Source organism: Stenotrophomonas sp. RIT309, assembly GCF_000632045.1.
Taxonomy (GTDB): domain Bacteria; phylum Pseudomonadota; class Gammaproteobacteria; order Xanthomonadales; family Xanthomonadaceae; genus Stenotrophomonas; species Stenotrophomonas indicatrix.
In genome coordinates, this window is the sequence record NZ_JFYS01000021.1 from 1 (window position 1) to 15,192 (window position 15,192).

13 protein-coding genes are annotated in these 15,192 nt (G+C 67.4%); 5 read left to right on the plus strand and 8 right to left on the minus strand.

Annotation, left to right across the window (positions count from 1 at the left end):
* Window positions 1-244: 244 nt before the first annotated feature.
* The 8 genes from BW38_RS08260 to BW38_RS08225 all read right to left on the minus strand — a co-directional run bounded on the left by BW38_RS08260 (window position 245) and on the right by BW38_RS08225 (window position 9,010).
* Window positions 245-952: a DUF4124 domain-containing protein gene (locus tag BW38_RS08260; protein WP_032976669.1), complete on the minus strand. Its 708-nt coding sequence runs from the start codon at window positions 950-952 to the stop codon at window positions 245-247.
* Window positions 953-995: 43 nt separating this feature from the next.
* On the minus strand, window positions 996-1,556 hold the full coding sequence (locus BW38_RS08255) for a Sua5/YciO/YrdC/YwlC family protein (RefSeq protein ID WP_032976670.1): 561 nt from the start codon (window positions 1,554-1,556) through the stop codon (window positions 996-998).
* 121 nt (window positions 1,557-1,677) lie between these two features.
* Window positions 1,678-4,131, minus strand: a complete 2,454-nt coding sequence (locus BW38_RS08250; RefSeq protein WP_032976671.1) for a DNA topoisomerase I — start codon at window positions 4,129-4,131, stop codon at window positions 1,678-1,680.
* A 222-nt stretch (window positions 4,132-4,353) separates the two neighbouring features.
* The gene (locus tag BW38_RS08245) at window positions 4,354-5,283 is read right to left on the minus strand and encodes an RDD family protein (protein WP_032976672.1); all 930 of its coding nucleotides are present in this window, start codon (window positions 5,281-5,283) and stop codon (window positions 4,354-4,356) included.
* Between the two features lie 48 nt (window positions 5,284-5,331).
* Window positions 5,332-6,066, minus strand: coding sequence for a GYF domain-containing protein (locus BW38_RS22200; protein ID WP_032976674.1), 735 nt, complete (start codon window positions 6,064-6,066; stop codon window positions 5,332-5,334).
* A gap of 39 nt (window positions 6,067-6,105) precedes the next feature.
* Entirely contained in the window at window positions 6,106-6,579 is a 474-nt protein-coding gene (locus tag BW38_RS08235) for a DUF494 family protein (RefSeq protein WP_025879062.1), read from the minus strand.
* A 43-nt stretch (window positions 6,580-6,622) separates the two neighbouring features.
* The gene (gene dprA, locus BW38_RS08230) at window positions 6,623-7,750 is read right to left on the minus strand and encodes a DNA-processing protein DprA (protein ID WP_032976675.1); all 1,128 of its coding nucleotides are present in this window, start codon (window positions 7,748-7,750) and stop codon (window positions 6,623-6,625) included.
* Between the two features lie 132 nt (window positions 7,751-7,882).
* Entirely contained in the window at window positions 7,883-9,010 is a 1,128-nt protein-coding gene (locus BW38_RS08225) for a LysM peptidoglycan-binding domain-containing protein (RefSeq protein WP_032976676.1), read from the minus strand.
* Between the two features lie 128 nt (window positions 9,011-9,138).
* Here BW38_RS08225 and def point away from each other — a divergent pair, with 128 nt between their 5' ends.
* The 5 genes from def to BW38_RS08200 all read left to right on the plus strand — a co-directional run bounded on the left by def (window position 9,139) and on the right by BW38_RS08200 (window position 15,175).
* Window positions 9,139-9,651 (plus strand): peptide deformylase, encoded by a 513-nt coding sequence (gene def, locus BW38_RS08220; RefSeq protein WP_025879059.1) that lies wholly within the window; start codon window positions 9,139-9,141, stop codon window positions 9,649-9,651.
* A gap of 121 nt (window positions 9,652-9,772) precedes the next feature.
* Entirely contained in the window at window positions 9,773-10,696 is a 924-nt protein-coding gene (gene fmt / locus BW38_RS08215; protein WP_032976677.1) for a methionyl-tRNA formyltransferase, read from the plus strand.
* Between the two features lie 3 nt (window positions 10,697-10,699).
* Entirely contained in the window at window positions 10,700-12,031 is a 1,332-nt protein-coding gene (gene rsmB, locus BW38_RS08210; RefSeq protein WP_032976678.1) for a 16S rRNA (cytosine(967)-C(5))-methyltransferase RsmB, read from the plus strand.
* A gap of 22 nt (window positions 12,032-12,053) precedes the next feature.
* Window positions 12,054-13,766: a glycosyltransferase family 39 protein gene (locus BW38_RS08205; RefSeq protein WP_032976679.1), complete on the plus strand. Its 1,713-nt coding sequence runs from the start codon at window positions 12,054-12,056 to the stop codon at window positions 13,764-13,766.
* Window positions 13,767-13,999: 233 nt separating this feature from the next.
* A complete protein-coding gene (locus tag BW38_RS08200; protein ID WP_223497314.1) occupies window positions 14,000-15,175 on the plus strand; it encodes an O-antigen ligase in 1,176 nt (391 codons plus the stop codon).
* The last annotated feature ends 17 nt before the right edge of the window (window positions 15,176-15,192 follow it).

Sequence of the window (15,192 nt, forward strand, 5' to 3'; positions counted from 1 at the left end):
GGCGTCTACCAAAGCGGGGGCATAGCCCCAGCGCAGGGCTCAGATGCCCCGGTAGTTGCCAACCTTGGTTGGCACCGCTGTTTGCCAGTGCCCACCAAGGTGGGCATCTACCAAAGCGGGGGCACAGCCCCAGCGCAGGGCTCAGATGCCCCGGTAGTTGCCAACCTTGGTTGGCACCGTTGTTTGCCAGTGCCCACCAAGGTGGGCATCTACCAAAGCGGGGGCATAGCCCCCAGCGCAGAGCTCAGCCGCCGCAGTCCTGCGCCAGCCGCGCGTCGATGCCACGCTGCTCCCTGCTGATCGCGGTGCGCTCGCTCTGCAGCGCGCTGTTGTAACGCCGGTCCAGTTCCCAGCGACGATCACGCAGGCGTGCGCACACTTCCTGCGGGGGCAGGGCGTGGCAGGTATCGCGCACCAGGATGTTGCCGGCAGGCACGTTGACACCGACGCCCACTGACGGCGGGCGATACACCGGAGGCCCGCCGCCGATGGGGGTACCGATGGTGTTGCCGCTGCCGGCCGGACGCGGCCCCGGATGCGGTCCGGGGTACGCACCGCCAGGATGACCATGCGGGTACCAGACCGTCGTCCACAGCGGCACCCAGCGCGGATTCCCTTCGTTGTTGTCGCTGGTGTAGCGGTCGCCGTCTTCACTCACGCATTCGTACATCGGCTGTGGCGGCTGGATGTAGACATGGCGCACCTCGCGCTCGCGCATCGCTGGCGTCTGCACCGATGCGGGCGGCGCGGCCTCGGTGCTGACCACCCGTGGCGGCGGGTCGCGCGGCCGTTGCAGGTCGCGCACTTGCTGGCGGCCGGCCGTGCAGGGCTTGTCCTGCAGCGCGACGGCACCATTGCTGCCGACGCAGCGGTAGACCCGCACGTCGTCGGCGGCAAGGGCCGGCAACGACAGCAGCAGGGCCAGAGACAGGACAGCGCGCAGCAGGGTCATGGGCGCAGCGTGCGCGATCGGCAACACCGACGCAATGGACCTGTCAGGAGCGCAGTACGTTGCCACTGAGCGCGTCGCGGATCGGCGTGGGTTGGGCCAGGCCGCCGGTCTGCCCATCGAGGATGCCGTCGAGCAGGCGCAGCAGGCGAGCGTCCAGCTCTTCGCGGCTGCGCGCGGGGGGCTCGCCGGCAAGGTTGGCGCTGGTGGAGACCAGGGGGCCACCCCAGGCCTGGCACAGGGCTGCTACCAGGGGATGGGCGCTGATTCGCACCGCGATGCCGCTGTGTTCGCCGGTGATCCAGCCGGGCGCGCGCGTGCCGGCGGGCAGGATCCAGGTGTTGGCGCCGGGCCAGCTGGCGAGCACTGCGCGCTGGCGTGCATCGGGCAGCGCCTGCAGGCGCACCCAGCCCTGCAGCTGCGACAGGTCAGCGGCCACCAGGATCATGCCTTTCTCGATCGGGCGCTGCTTCAGTCGCAGCAGCGTGTGCACCGCTGCCTCGTGCGCAGGATCGCAACCCAGGCCCCAGACCGCTTCGGTCGGGTAGGCAATCACCCCGCCACTGCGGAGCGTGGCGACTGCGGTGTCCAGTGTGAGTTCTTTCATGGCGGCGACCGGGCCCGGCGTGGGCCTTCATTATCCCCCCGCTGCGTGCAGAGCGGGTGGAGCGGTGGGGGCGGACCGTGGGTCCGCTCACCTTGGCAGATCATCCACGCATGGCGTGGATCTACTTGGCAGCCTTCTTGACCGCCTTCTTTGCCGGTGCCTTCTTGGCCACGGACTTCTTCGCAGCCGCCTTCTTCGGCGCGGCTTCCTTCTTCACTGCCGCCTTCTTTGCCGGTGCCTTCTTGGCGGCGGCCTTCTTGGCGCCGAAGCCCTTGCGCACCGGCTTGCCGGTTTCTTCCATCAACTGCTGCACCTCGGCCAGGGTCAGCGATGCCGGTTCACGATCCTTGGGGATCTTGCCGTTCATCTTGCCGTCGCTGATGTACGGGCCGAAACGACCGTTCAGCACCTGGATGTCGCTGCCCTCGAACTCCTTGATGATCCGGTTGCGCGCGATTTCTTCCTTCTCTTCGATCAGGAACACGGCGCGGGCCAGGTCGATGGTGTACGGATCGTCTTCCTTCTTCAGCGAGGCGTAGGTGCTGCCGCGCTTGGCGAACGGGCCGAAGCGGCCGATGCCGACGCTGACGTCCTCGCCCTTGTCCTCACCCAGCGCGCGCGGCATCAGGAACAGTTCCAGCGCGTCTTCCAGGGAAATGGTGTGCATTGACTGGCCCGGCCGCAGCGAGGCGAACTTGGGCTTGTCCTCGGCATCCTCGGCGGTGCTGCCGATGGCCGCGTACGGCCCGAACCGGCCCAGGCGCACGCTGACCGGCTTGCCGGTCTTCGGGTCGGTACCCAGTTCGCGCGCACCACTGGCCTCGGCACGGTCGACCGATTCCTTCTTGTCTTCGACCAGTTCCTTGAACGGTCCCCAGAAGCGCGACATCAGCGGAATCCACTCTTCCTCGCCACGCGAGACGGCATCGAGCTCGTCCTCCAGCTTGGCGGTGAAGTCGTAGTCGACGTACTGGGTGAAGTGGCTGGACAGGAACTTGGACACCGCACGGCCGACATCGGACGGGCGGAAGCTGCGGCCTTCCATTTCCACGTACTTGCGGAACAGCAGGGTCTGGATGATCGAGGCGTAGGTCGAAGGACGACCGATGCCGTACTCTTCCAGCGCCTTCACCAGCGCCGCTTCAGTGAAGCGCGGCGGCGGCTGGGTGAAGTGCTGGTCGGCCACGATGCGCTCCAGCGGCACGCGGTCGCCCGGCTTCATCGCCGGCAGCTTGCGGCCTTCATCGTCATCCTCGGCGCTCTTGCTGTCCTTGCCTTCCTCGTACACGGCCAGGAAGCCGGGCACCACCACCGTGGTGCCGCTGGCGCGGAACACATGTTCGCTGCCGGCCGACAGGTCCACGCTGACGGTGTTGAGCGTTGCCGGGATCATCTGGCAGGCCACCGCACGCTTCCAGATCAGTTCGTACAGCTTGCGCTCGTCGTCGGTCAGGAACCGCGCGACCTGGGCCGGGGTGCGCAGTGCCGATGTCGGGCGCACCGCTTCGTGCGCTTCCTGGGCGTTCTTGGACTTGGTCTGGTAGGTGTTGGGCTGGTCGGGCAGCGAGGCGATGCCGTAATCACGGGCAATCACGTCGCGGATTTCAGCCAGCGCGTCCTGCGACAGGTTCACCGAGTCGGTACGCATGTACGAGATCAGGCCGACCGTGCCTTCGTCGCCGCCGATGTCCACGCCTTCGTACAGCTTCTGCGCGACCTGCATGGTCTTGCGCGTGGTGAAACCGAGCTTGCGCGAGGCTTCCTGCTGCAGCGTGGAGGTGGTGAATGGCGGCGCGGGGCGGCGCTTGCGCTCCTTGCTGGCCACGTCTGTGACATGCAGGGCGCCCTGTGCGGCCTGCTGGATGCGCAGGCGGGCGGCCTCGGCGGTGTCGCCGTCGGTGACGGTGAACTGCTCGAACTTCTGCCCGTCCAGCTTGACCAGCTTGGCGTTGAAATGCTGCGAGGGGTGCGCGCACTCGGCGGCGATCGACCAGTACTCGCGGGCGATGAAGGCTTCGATCTCTTCCTCGCGCTCGACGATCATGCGCAGCGCCGGGCTCTGCACGCGGCCTGCCGACAGGCCGCGCTGGACCTTGCGCCACAACACCGGCGACAGGTTGAAACCGACCAGGTAGTCCAGCGCGCGGCGCGCCTGCTGGGCGTCGACCAGGTCGCTGGCGATCTCGCGCGGCTGGCTGATGGCTTCCTTGATCGCGCGCGGGGTGATCTCGGTGAACACCACGCGCTGCATCGGCTTGTCCTTGACCAGCCCGCGCTCCTTCAGGATCTCGGCGATATGCCAGCTGATCGCTTCACCCTCGCGATCCGGGTCGGTCGCCAGCAGGATGTCGTCGGCGCCCTTTGCGGCCTTGGCGATCGCATCGACATGCTTTTCGTTCTTCTCGATCACGTCGTAATGCATGGCGAACCCGTTGTCCGGGTCAACCGCGCCTTCCTTCGGGATCAGGTCACGCACGTGCCCATACGAGGCCAGGACCGTGTAGTCCTTGCCGAGGTATTTGTTGATCGTCTTGGCTTTGGCCGGCGATTCAACGATGAGCAGGTGCTTGGGCATGGCAGCAGGGTCTGTGGGTAAGCCGCGGGGAAGGGCCGCTAGGGTGGAGCAAACGGCCGCATTAGTGAAGCGGCCACGGGCAAATCAATAAACTGAACGCCCGGGACTGTGCCGGGCGTTCAGGTTTCACCTTATTAGAGGAATCACGCCCGGCCTGCCATTGTCAAGCAGGGGGGCGTGAGGATGGCCGTCCGCGACGGCGCATTGGCCCTCGATCCGCGATCACGACGCCATGTTGGCGATGACGCCGACGGCGAAGATGATCGCGGCGAAACCGGCCAGCATCAGCAGGCCGCCCAGCACCAGGATCACGATGGTCACCGTGCCCATCTCGCGGCGCTGCAGCTGCGGCTGGTCGGTATAGGCCCAGCGGTCGACCACCACCGTGTCGCAGATCAGGTCATGCAGGCCCTGCTTGCGCTCGGTGAAGGCGGCCATCAGGTAGCCGATGCACAGTGTCAGGCCACTGAGGATGGTGGCGAAATAGCGGCCGATGCTGCGGCCCAGGGTCAGGCGATCGCCATTGCCGCGCACGACCTTGATGCCGATGGCCATCTTGCCGAGGGTGGCACCGCCGCGGGAGGCATGGAACCAGCCGTAGTAAGCGGCGGCGATGAACAGGCCGGCCAGGCCACTGATCAGCTGGGTGACCACTTCAACCGCTGTTTCGCCGCTGCCGGCAGCACCCATGCCCGCGCCGAGCACGAAGCCCAGTACGCCACCGACCACGCCGCTGGGAATCAGCAGGACGAAGTAGTCGATCAGGTAGGCGGCAAAGCGCTTCCAGAAGCCGGCATAGACCACCTCGCCGCCATGCACCGGCTGCGAGTAGTCACTGCCGCCTGCACCGGGCGCGGTGTACGGCGAGCTGCTGAGGGCGCCGGTGCCCGGCAGGGGCGCGGTGCCGTTGTCGATCGCGGCGTAGTCGTTGCGCAGGTCGAAGCCACCGGTGGCGGTGGACGTGCTGGCATCGGCCAGGGTCTGCAGGCCCAGCTCTTCCACCATCTGCCGCAGCGGCGCCCACTGCCCCATGCCTTCGCGCCAGACCAGGGTGTCCAGGTTCAACTGGCCACGTTGGAAGCGCTGGCGGATCTCGGTGACCTCCAGCGGTCCCTGGCGTTGCTGTCCTTCGGCGTAGTACCACTCAGTCATTGCATGTCCCCTGTTGGGTCGTCCTTGGTGGGTTGCCCGATGCGCGGCTCAGCCGCGGCATTGCGTGGGCAGATACTTGTCGTCGCTTTCGCCGCTGCATTCCCAGCGCCCGCTGTCGCGGTCGTATTCGAGCCAGAGCAGGTCGCCATCCTGGCTCTTGCCGGGAACCGCCAGCGTCGCTTCGATGCCGCAGTGGCCATTGTTGAAGCGGCCGATATGCACGGCCGACAGGCCCTGGCCTGCGAATTCGTCCGCCGCCGGGAAGCCGGCGTCGTTGGCGCCCGGGCAGCGGCCCTGGTCATCGGCGAAGTGCTGGACCTTGTCCTTCAGCGGCTGCAGCACGGTGACCGCGCCGGCGACCTTGGCCTTGATGGTGTAGTCGTTGTAGGCCGGCAGGGCGATCGCGGCCAGGATGGCCAGGATCGGCACCACCACCAGCAGTGCGACGCCGCCGATGATGGCGGTCAACGCGCAGCCGGACAGGCCCTTCTTCGCGACCGGGGCAGCGTCCATCGGCGTGGTCGCGTACGGAGAGGCGGGGGGAAGGGTGGGCGGCAGAGGGGCGGCAGGCGGCGGCGGTGGTGCCGTGGCGGCTGCATCAACGGCGGGCACGATCAGGCCCAGTTCGTCGACCACGTTGCGCAACGGCTGCCATTGCGGCAAGCCGTCGCGCCATACGAGGGTGTCCAGGGTGATCTGGTTGCTGCGGAACAGCTCGATCAACTGTTCCGAGGGCAACGGGCCTTGCTGGCGGTTGCCTTCGGCATGGAACCACTCACTCACGGGGACGCTCCTGAATGCGCACGGTCCCCAAGTGTACGGTCAGTGCAGGGGTTCTGGCTCGTCCACGAACATCTGCGTTTCCATCCAGGCGTAGGCCGCCTCGGCGCCGGGCTGGTTGAACAGCACCATCAGCACGACCCATTTCAGGTCGTCCAGGTCCAGTTCGTCCTGGTCCAGGGCCATCGCCCGGTCCAGCACCAGCTCGCGCTGGCCGGCATCGAGGATGCCGTGCTGTTCCAGGTACAGCAGGAAACCACGGCACTCCACGTCAAGCTTGTCCAGCTCCGGGCCGTGATAGATGCGCACCGGGCCATCGACCCGGGCCTGGGCCGCGCTTGGGCGCTGCGCTGCCAGGGCATCGAGCCATTCGAATGCCTTGTTGATCTCAGTGGGGCTGAAACCGGCCTGGATCAGGCCATTCTGCAGTGAGTCGCGGTCACGGATCAGGTCCGCATCTTCGCTGAAATAGTGTTCAAACAGGTACAACAGTACATCCAGGATGCTCTCTTTCATTGCCCCTCGGCCTGCGTCGCGCGACGCTGTGGAGGTGAAGAAACTAGGGACGTCGACAGTAGCGGCCGTGTACGCACACCACGATCCCCGCAAGTTCCATGGCCAGCAGCATGGAGGACACCTCCGACGCCGTCAATCCACACTGCGTGATCAGTGAATCCATACTGATTGGGTCGTGCTCCAGCACCCGCCACAAGCGCTGGTAGTCAGCGTCGTTCGCCCAGCATGCCGGCAGGTCCGCCGGCGCTGCCTGTTCAGTGGGGGTGGCAAGCCGGGTTTGCAAGCCCGGAAGCTGGTGACGCAGTGCCGGGGCCAGCAGTTCCAGCACTTCTTCGGGCCGTTCGACCAGGGCAACCCCTTCACGGATGAGCCGGTGGCAGCCGACGGCGCGCGGATTGAGTACCGAACCGGGTATCGCGCAGACCTCGCGGCCGGCTTCGGCTGCCAGCCGGGCGGTGATCAGGGCGCCCGAGCGTTGTGCGGCCTCGACCACCACCGTGGCCAGGGCCAACCCGGCCACCAGCCGGTTGCGCGCGGGGAAGTGACCCGGCCGTGCGGGCGTACCTGGCAGGTACTCGCTGAGCACCGCGCCGTCGGTGGCGATTCTTGCCTGAAGGCGGGCATGGCTGGTGGGATAGGCGCGGTCCGGGCCAGTGCCTATCACCGCGAGGGTGCAGCCGCCTGCCTCCAGCGCCGCCTGGTGGGCGGCCGCATCGATGCCTGCCGCCAATCCACTGGTCACCGCCAGCCCGGCCTCGACGAAGCAGGTGGCAAACCGGGCGGCCAGGGCACGACCGGCGGGGGTGGGTGAACGGCTGCCGACCAGGGCCACCGCAGGACGCCAGGCGATGGCCGGATCGCCGGCAACGAACAGCGCCAGGGGCGGATTGGGTGCATCAAGCAGGAGGGGCGGGAAGGCTGGATCGTTGCAGGCCAGCAGATGATGATCAGGCTGCTGCAGCCAGCGCTGCGCCAGCGCGAGGGCGCGGGTGTCGGGACGCTCCAGCGCAGCGCATTGTTCCGGTGTGCAGCCGTGGGCCCGCCAGCCTGCAACACCGAGCGCCAACGCTGCATCCGCATTGCCGGTGGTCTGCAGCAGCGCGCGCCTGGGTGCCAGGGAACCAGCCGCGATCAACAGGCGCAGCAGCGCCTCATGTCCATGCTCAGTCATCCCCCGACTATCGGCCTCACGCAACAAAGGCGCCCTAGGGCGCCTTCGCGTATTGCTGTCAGGGTATCCCGGAGGTTGCCGGCCGATGCGGCCGGCACTCCCTGCCGAGGCCGGGCGGGGCCCGGCGCCGGATCATTTCGCGTCCGGATGCAGCGCGCTGTAGCCCACACGCACCGGCTTCACACCCTGCATCACCAACGCATAGCTGACGTTGTCGAAGGTGCGGAAGACCATGGCATGCGCGGCGTACTCATCCGGCAGGCTGACCCGGCCGGCGCCGGTGCTGATCGAGTCGTCCATGCGAGAGGACCCCGGGAACTTCATCCGGTGCGCCACGTGGCTGCCATGGCGCCACAGCGAGAACACGGTGCCGTTGTCCACGCCCTGGGCGCGACCAGCGGAAATCGCGATCACATCGCGCGGGCCGCCGGTAGTGAACATATCGGTGACTGCCAGCACGCGTACATCCACGCCTTCCACGCCGGCTGCGGGCACATGCGGGAAGAACTGCAGGTCGTACGGCGTGGCCTCGACCGGCACCAGGCGGTCGCCTGCACGTACTTCACGGCCGCCGCTGGCGTTGTCCAGCGCCAGGGTCGACGCTTCGGTCTTGCCGCCGGCCACCTGGGTGATGGTGCCGGTGCCGACCTGTGCCAGCTCGTAACCCAGCACGCCGCGGCGGTGGTTGGGCGCGCTGAAGGCCTTCCAGAGATTGCCGCTGCCCGGGGTGACGTCGCCGTTGGCGGTCAGGTCCTCGGTGGGCTTGGGCTGGGCGTAGCGCACGGTCGGGCGGACCACGGCCCAGCGCTGCCCGACCTGGGCGTCGGCCAGGCGCACATAGGCGGTCTGCCCACCGGTGGCGCGCAGGCGGTTGTCTTCCAGGCCGACCACATAGGGCAGCTGTTCGATGCTGTCGACCACGCTGAGCTGCTTCAGGAACGGCTCGACCTGGGCCAGCGGCACGCCGGTTACCGGGGCTTCCTGGCGCGGGCCGGGCTGGGCCGTCACGCGGTCCAGGTAGGCCAGGCTGAGGACGTCACCGGGATAGATCAGGTGTGGATTGGCGACCTGCGGATTGGCCTGCCATATCTCCGGCCACAGCCATGGTTTCTGCAGGAATCGTCCTGCGATGTCCCACAGGGTGTCCCCTTTGCGGACCACATAGGTGTCCGGGTGCCCGCCATTCACTTCCACGGCGGTAGCATAGGCAGCCACGGTCAGCATCGCCGCGGCGACGACCGTACGAAAACGAAGCAACATAGGTGTGAAGCCCTGATTCCCCAACAGGTTCGCGCACTATAGTCCAGAAACCGGGGCGCAAGGCAAGCGTTGGAGCTAGAATCTGCGACGTATGCCGGCGTACCCCGGCCCCAACCCCGGAAACTGCCATGGCTTTACTCCCCATCCTTGAGTTCCCCGATCCGCGCCTGCGTACCAAGGCTGCGTTGATCGATGCCGCCGAAGTGACCACGCCGGCGTTCCAGGAGCTGCTCGACAACATGTTCGAGACCATGTACGACGCCCCGGGCATCGGCCTGGCTGCCAGCCAGGTGGACGTGCACCAGCGCTTCATGGTCATCGACGTGAGCGAAGAAAAGAACGAGCCGCGCGTCTTCATCAACCCGGAAATCGTCGCCAAGGACGGGGGCCAGGTGTACCAGGAAGGCTGCCTGTCGGTGCCTGGCATCTTCGCCGACGTGACCCGTGCCGACACCATCACCGTCAAGTTCCTGGATCGCCAGGGGCAGCCGCAGGAGTTGACCACCGACGGCCTGCTGGCGGTCTGCGTGCAGCACGAGATGGACCATCTGGACGGCAAGCTGTTCATCGATTACCTGTCGCCGCTGAAGCGCGAGATGGTCCGCAAGAAGCTGGCCAAGCAGCGCAAGCACGTGGCGTGATCGCTGCTCCGGGCCGCCCTTCGGGGTGGCCCGCGCCTGCGCGTGACGCGCGGGCTGCATGGCGCCGGCCGACGGCGCCGTTTTTTTTCCTGCACGATTTCATCCTGCAAGTGGGGTTGCCATGAGGATTGTCTTTGCCGGTACGCCGGAATTCGCGGTGTCTTCGCTGCGCGCGGCCGCGCGTCATCACGAGGTGGTGGCTGTCTATACCCAGCCCGATCGCCCTGCCGGTCGCGGCCGTGGTCTGGCGCCTTCGCCGGTCAAGCTGGAAGCGGTCGCCCGTGGCATCCCCGTGTACCAGCCGGAAACGCTGAAGGACGAAGTGGCCCAGCAGCAGCTGCGTGACCTGCAGCCGGACCTGATGGTGGTGGTGGCCTATGGCCTGATCCTGCCCAAGGCGGTGCTGACCATTCCGACCCACGGTTGCTGGAACGTGCATGGTTCGCTGCTGCCGCGCTGGCGCGGCGCCGCACCGATCCAGCGCGCCATCCAGGCCGGTGACAGCAAGACCGGCGTCTGCCTGATGCAGATGGAAGCCGGCCTGGATACGGGCCCGGTGCTGCTGCACCAGGAGCTGCCGATCGCCGCTACCGATACCGGTGGCCAGCTGCACGACAAGCTGGCCGAGCTCGGCGCGCAGGTGCTGTCCGATGGGCTGGGCCTGCTGCGCGCCGGCATCAAGCCGATCGCACGGCCGCAGCCGGAGCAGGGCGTGACATACGCGCACAAGCTGGACAAGGCCGAGGCAAAACTGGACTGGGCGCAGGACGCAGAAGCGCTGGCGCGCACGGTGCGTGCATTCAATCCGTGGCCGATTGCCGAGGCACTGCTGGCCGGTGAGCGCGTGCGCATCCACGGCGCGGTGGCGCTGGATGTGACGCATGGCCAGGCGCCGGGCACGGTGCTGGCCGCGGGCCGCGAGGGCATCGACATCGCCTGCGGGCAGGGCGCGTTGCGCCTGCGCGTGCTGCAGCGCGAAGGCGGCAAGGCAATCACCGCTGCCGACTACCTCAATGCGCGCCGTGATCTGCGCGTGGGGGTTTGACGGGTGAGCAAGGCAAACGATTTTTCCATCGCCAAGGCGGCGCCGGGCGCGGCCACCCGCATGCTGGCTGCGCGCGTGCTGGCGCAGGTGTTCACCCGCGGTCGTTCGCTCAAGGCGGAACTGGCCTGGGCGCTGCCGAAGCTGTCCGACACCCGCGACCGCGCGCTGCTTGAAGCGTTGTGCTTTGCGGTGCTGCGCCGTCGCAGCACCTATGACGCCGCCCTGCAGGGATGGATGCAGAAGCCGCTGTCCGCACGCGATGCCGACCTGCGCACGTTGCTGATGGTGGGCTTCGCCCAGCTGGATGTGCTGGAACTGCCTGCCCATGCGGCCCTGTCGGCGACGGTCGATGCTGCACGCGCACTTGGCCGCGAACGCCAGGCTGGCCTGGTCAATGCGATCCTGCGACGGGCCCAGCGCGAAGGCTTCCCCGAACAACCGGCGCGCGACGCATTTCCGGCATGGCTGGCCGAGGCCGTCGAGCACGACTGGCCGGCACAGGCCGAGGCGATCTTCGCCGCCAGCCTGCAGCCAGCGCCGCTGTGGCTGCGTGCCAACCGCCAGCAGGGCGGGCGCGACAAGATGATGGCGGCCCTGGCCGAGGTGGGCATTGCCGCCGAAGCCAGCGCGCTGAGCGCCGATGCGCTGCGACTGGCCGTGCCGGTTCCGGTGAACCAGCTGCCCGGTTTCGGCGAAGGCCTGCTGTCGGTGCAGGATCTGTCGGCGCAGTGTGCAGCCGACGCGCTGGCGCCGCCGGCAGGCAGCCGCGTGCTCGACGCCTGTGCCGCCCCGGGCGGCAAGTCGGCGCACCTGCTCGAGCGTGACCCCAGCCTGCAATTGCTGGCGCTGGATATCGATGCCCGTCGTCTGGCGCGCGCAAGGGATACGTTCGCCCGCACCGGTGTGGGCGAAGGCGCGCAGGTGCAGGTGGCCGATGCCAGCGATCCGGGGGCATGGTGGGACGGCGTTCCGTTCGACGCGATCCTGCTGGACGCACCGTGCTCGGCCACCGGCGTCATCCGCCGGCAGCCGGACGTGATGTTCCATCGCCGTGCGGAAGACATCGATGCGCTGGTCGGCATCCAGGCCCGCCTGCTGGAAGCCTGCTGGTCGATGCTGCGCCCCGGTGGTGTGTTGCTGTATGCCACCTGCTCGATCCTGCGCGCGGAAAACGTCGATCAGGTAAAGGGCTTCCTGAAATGGCACGCGGATGCGGAAGCGGTCGCGCTGGATGACGCATTTGGTCTGGATTGTGACGGTATTGCTCGCCAGCGCCTGCCCGGTGAAAACGATGCTGACGGATTTTTCTACGCGCGTCTGCTAAAAAAGGGCTGACCCAACCGCTGTCCGAGCCCCCATGCTGAAAACCCGTGCGTCACGCCAGACGTGGCTGTTCGTTGTGATGGCCCTGTTGGTGTTGGGTGCCGGGCTGGGACTACGCGATCCCTGGCCCTCGGACGAACCGCGCTTCGCCTTGGTCGCCAAGCAGATGGTGGACAGCGGCGACTGGCTGTTCCCGCACCGTGGGCTGGAGCTGTACTCGGACAAGCCGCCGATGCTGATGTGGTGGCAGGCCACGCTGTACAGCGTGATCGGCAACTGGCGCGTGGCGTTCCTGCTGCCTTCGCTGATCGCTGCACTGGGCACGCTGTGGTGCGTGGTCGACCTCGGCCGGCGCCTGTGGACACGCCAGGTCGGCCTGTACGCTGGCTGGGCGCTGCTGTTCGCCCTGCAGTTCACCTTCCAGGCGAAGAAGGCGCAGATCGACCCGCTGGTGGTGTTGTTCATCACCCTGGCCAACTATGGCCTGCTTCGCCACCTGTTGCTGGGGCCTGCTTGGCGCTGGTGGTGGCTGGGCTGGTTCTTTGCCGGCATCGGGGTGATCACCAAGGGCGTGGGCGTGATCGCGCTGCTGATGATCGTGCCAGCGGTGATCGGTTCTGCCCTGCACTGGCCACGGGTGCGGCTGCATGCGCGCGACCTGCGCTTCTGGCTGGCGCCGCTGGCATTCGTGCTGGCCGTCGCGCTGTGGCTGGTGCCGATGGTGATGACCGCGCTGGCCACCCGTTCCGGCGAATACCTGGCCTACATGGACGACATCCTGTTCCGGCAGACCGCCAAGCGCTATGCGCAATCGTGGGACCACCACCAGCCATGGTGGTACTTCCTGGGCACCATGCCGTCGATGTGGATTCCGGCCTTCCTGGCGGTGCCGTGGGCGATCCCCGCCTGGCGGCGCCGGCTGCAGCGCCGGGACGCACGCTATCTGTTGCTGCTGGGCTGGTGGGCGCTGATCGTGCTGTTCTTCTCGATCCCCAATGGCAAGCGCGACGTCTACATCCTGCCTGCGCTGCCGATGTTCTGCCTGGCGCTGGCGCCGTTGCTGCCGGGGCTGCTGCGCCGGCGCGATGTGCAATGGCTGCTGGGCGCGTTCACCCTGCTGCTGTCGCTGGGGACGTTGGCCGCCGGGTTGTCTGCCCTGCTGGGCAAGCCCGGCTTCGAAGTGCGGCTGATGCAGACGCGGGGCATCGGCAATGGCGAAATGAACGCCCTGGCCTGGGCGGCGATGGCGATGGGCGGCTGGGGTGTGGCCAGCCTGCTGCTGTTCGGGCGCGCCCGCCGCGAGCTGGCCCTGGTCTCGACCCTGACTGCCGTCTGGGTGCTGTACAGCCTGATCGGCTATCCGCTGCTGAATGATTCAAGTTCCGCCCGCGGCCTGATGCGGCACACCGGCCAGCGTATCGGCGCCGACGCGGAGCTGGGGCTGGTGGCCTGGAAAGAGCAGAATCTGCTGATGGCCGACCGCCCGGCAGCCACCTTCGGTTTCAACGAGCCTTGGGATGGGCAGCTGGCTGCGGCCGTGGAATGGCAGCAGTTGGCGCCCCGGCGCCGCTGGTTGCTGGTCCACGAAGACGCGCTGTTGCCCTGCATCGACCGCAACCACGCCGAGTTGGCGGGAATTGCCAATCGCCGCCGCTGGTGGCTGGTACCGGCTGCTGCCGTGCAGGGCCGCTGCGTGGCCAGCGCGAAGGAACGCGAACGTGAACGACGGCTGCAACGTGAGGAATAACCATCCTGGCCCGTGCTTGTCCAGACTGCCCAAGCGACAGCAAAGGCAGTAAAACGTCAGCGTGGGATTGGCCGTGCCGGTGATCCCGTTCATTCCGCCGGATTGCAGCGAACTTTTTCGACGTGGCAGCTTTACAGCACAACCTGGAATCCACGATCGGCGATCCGCTGGGCGTCCCCGCAGGCAAGCTCCCGCGCGCGGCGCACTGGCTGGCGCAGATCGGCCTGTTCTGCATGCCGGCACTGGTGCTGACCATCCCGATCAACCTGTTGCCCTACGCGCTGCTGCTGCTGGTCAGCACGGCGATGGTGCCCGGCCTGCTGTGGCAGGCCCGGCGTATGGACAAGCAGCCGATCAAGGTTCTCAGCTGGCTGATGCTGGCGGTGCTGTTGATGGCCATCGTGTCGGTCGTGCTGTTCGAACAGGGCCTGCGCGATGTCGACAATCGATCCCGCTTCCTGGTCATCCCGTGGATCGCACTGTGGGTGTGTGCGCTGCGCCCGGACATGCGCTGGCTGTGGCGCGGTGCATTGGCCGGGCTGGTGGGCACCTTCGTGCTTTCGGCACTGCAGGTGTTCCAGGGTGCGGCACGCGCCGAACTGTTCACCAACGCGATCGTGCTCGCCGACATCGTGATGATGCTGATGGTGCTGCTGGTGTTCTGCCGGCCGTCGCGGCGTTGGTCGCTGGTGATCGTCGGCATGGCTGCTGGTTGCGGGACCATCATCCTGACCGGAAGCCGGGGCGTGTTCGCGGCCCTGCTGGCGCTGCTGGTGGTGCTGGCACTGAGCCTGCGCTGGCGCACCGGCGCGGCGCGTCTTTCAGTGCTTGCCGGCATGCTGGCCATCGGCGCGACCCTGCTGCTGTCGGTGCCCGAACTGCGCCACCAGGTGCGGTTGTCCGAACTGCACAGCGATGTGCAGCGCATGGAGCAGGGGGACAGCGACTCTTCGGCTGGGGCGCGCGTCGAGCGCCTGCAGGTGGCGTGGGAGACCTTCCTCGACCATCCGCTGACCGGGGTAGGCATCGGCCATTTCGACATGGCCATGAAGCGGGTGCCGGTCTGTCGCGAGAACCCGCAGGAAATCCGCTGCCACCTGCGCCATGCGCACAACGATCTGGCCGAGTGGGGGGCTACCCAGGGCCTGCCGGGCGTGTTGCTGCTGCTGGCCGTATATGGCGTACCCCTTTGGGTGTTCGTGCGCCTGCACCGGCGCAGCGGGCACGCTACCTTCCGCGGCCCTGCCGCGGCCGGCGTGATGGTGGTGGTGTCCTACATCCTGTGCGGGCTGACCCAGTCGATGTTCGCGCACCAGATGACCGCAAGCTTCTACGTCACCATCGTCGGCCTGCTGACCGGCCTGTCGATCGTGGAAGGTGCCCGGCACCGGGCAAAGAACGCCCGGTAGCGTTCAGCCACGCTCGG

Coding starts and splice junctions, on each gene's coding strand:
- fmt (WP_032976677.1), top strand. CDS start 9,773: ATGAGGATTGTCTTTGCCGGTACGCCGGAATTCGCGGTGTCTTCGCTG.
- dprA (WP_032976675.1), bottom strand. CDS start 7,750: ATGACTGAGCATGGACATGAGGCGCTGCTGCGCCTGTTGATCGCGGCT.
- BW38_RS08200 (WP_223497314.1), top strand. CDS start 14,000: ATGCCGGCACTGGTGCTGACCATCCCGATCAACCTGTTGCCCTACGCG.
- BW38_RS08225 (WP_032976676.1), bottom strand. CDS start 9,010: ATGTTGCTTCGTTTTCGTACGGTCGTCGCCGCGGCGATGCTGACCGTG.
- BW38_RS08205 (WP_032976679.1), top strand. CDS start 12,054: ATGCTGAAAACCCGTGCGTCACGCCAGACGTGGCTGTTCGTTGTGATG.
- def (WP_025879059.1), top strand. CDS start 9,139: ATGGCTTTACTCCCCATCCTTGAGTTCCCCGATCCGCGCCTGCGTACC.
- BW38_RS08260 (WP_032976669.1), bottom strand. CDS start 952: ATGACCCTGCTGCGCGCTGTCCTGTCTCTGGCCCTGCTGCTGTCGTTG.
- BW38_RS08235 (WP_025879062.1), bottom strand. CDS start 6,579: ATGAAAGAGAGCATCCTGGATGTACTGTTGTACCTGTTTGAACACTAT.
- BW38_RS08255 (WP_032976670.1), bottom strand. CDS start 1,556: ATGAAAGAACTCACACTGGACACCGCAGTCGCCACGCTCCGCAGTGGC.
- BW38_RS08245 (WP_032976672.1), bottom strand. CDS start 5,283: ATGACTGAGTGGTACTACGCCGAAGGACAGCAACGCCAGGGACCGCTG.
- BW38_RS08250 (WP_032976671.1), bottom strand. CDS start 4,131: ATGCCCAAGCACCTGCTCATCGTTGAATCGCCGGCCAAAGCCAAGACG.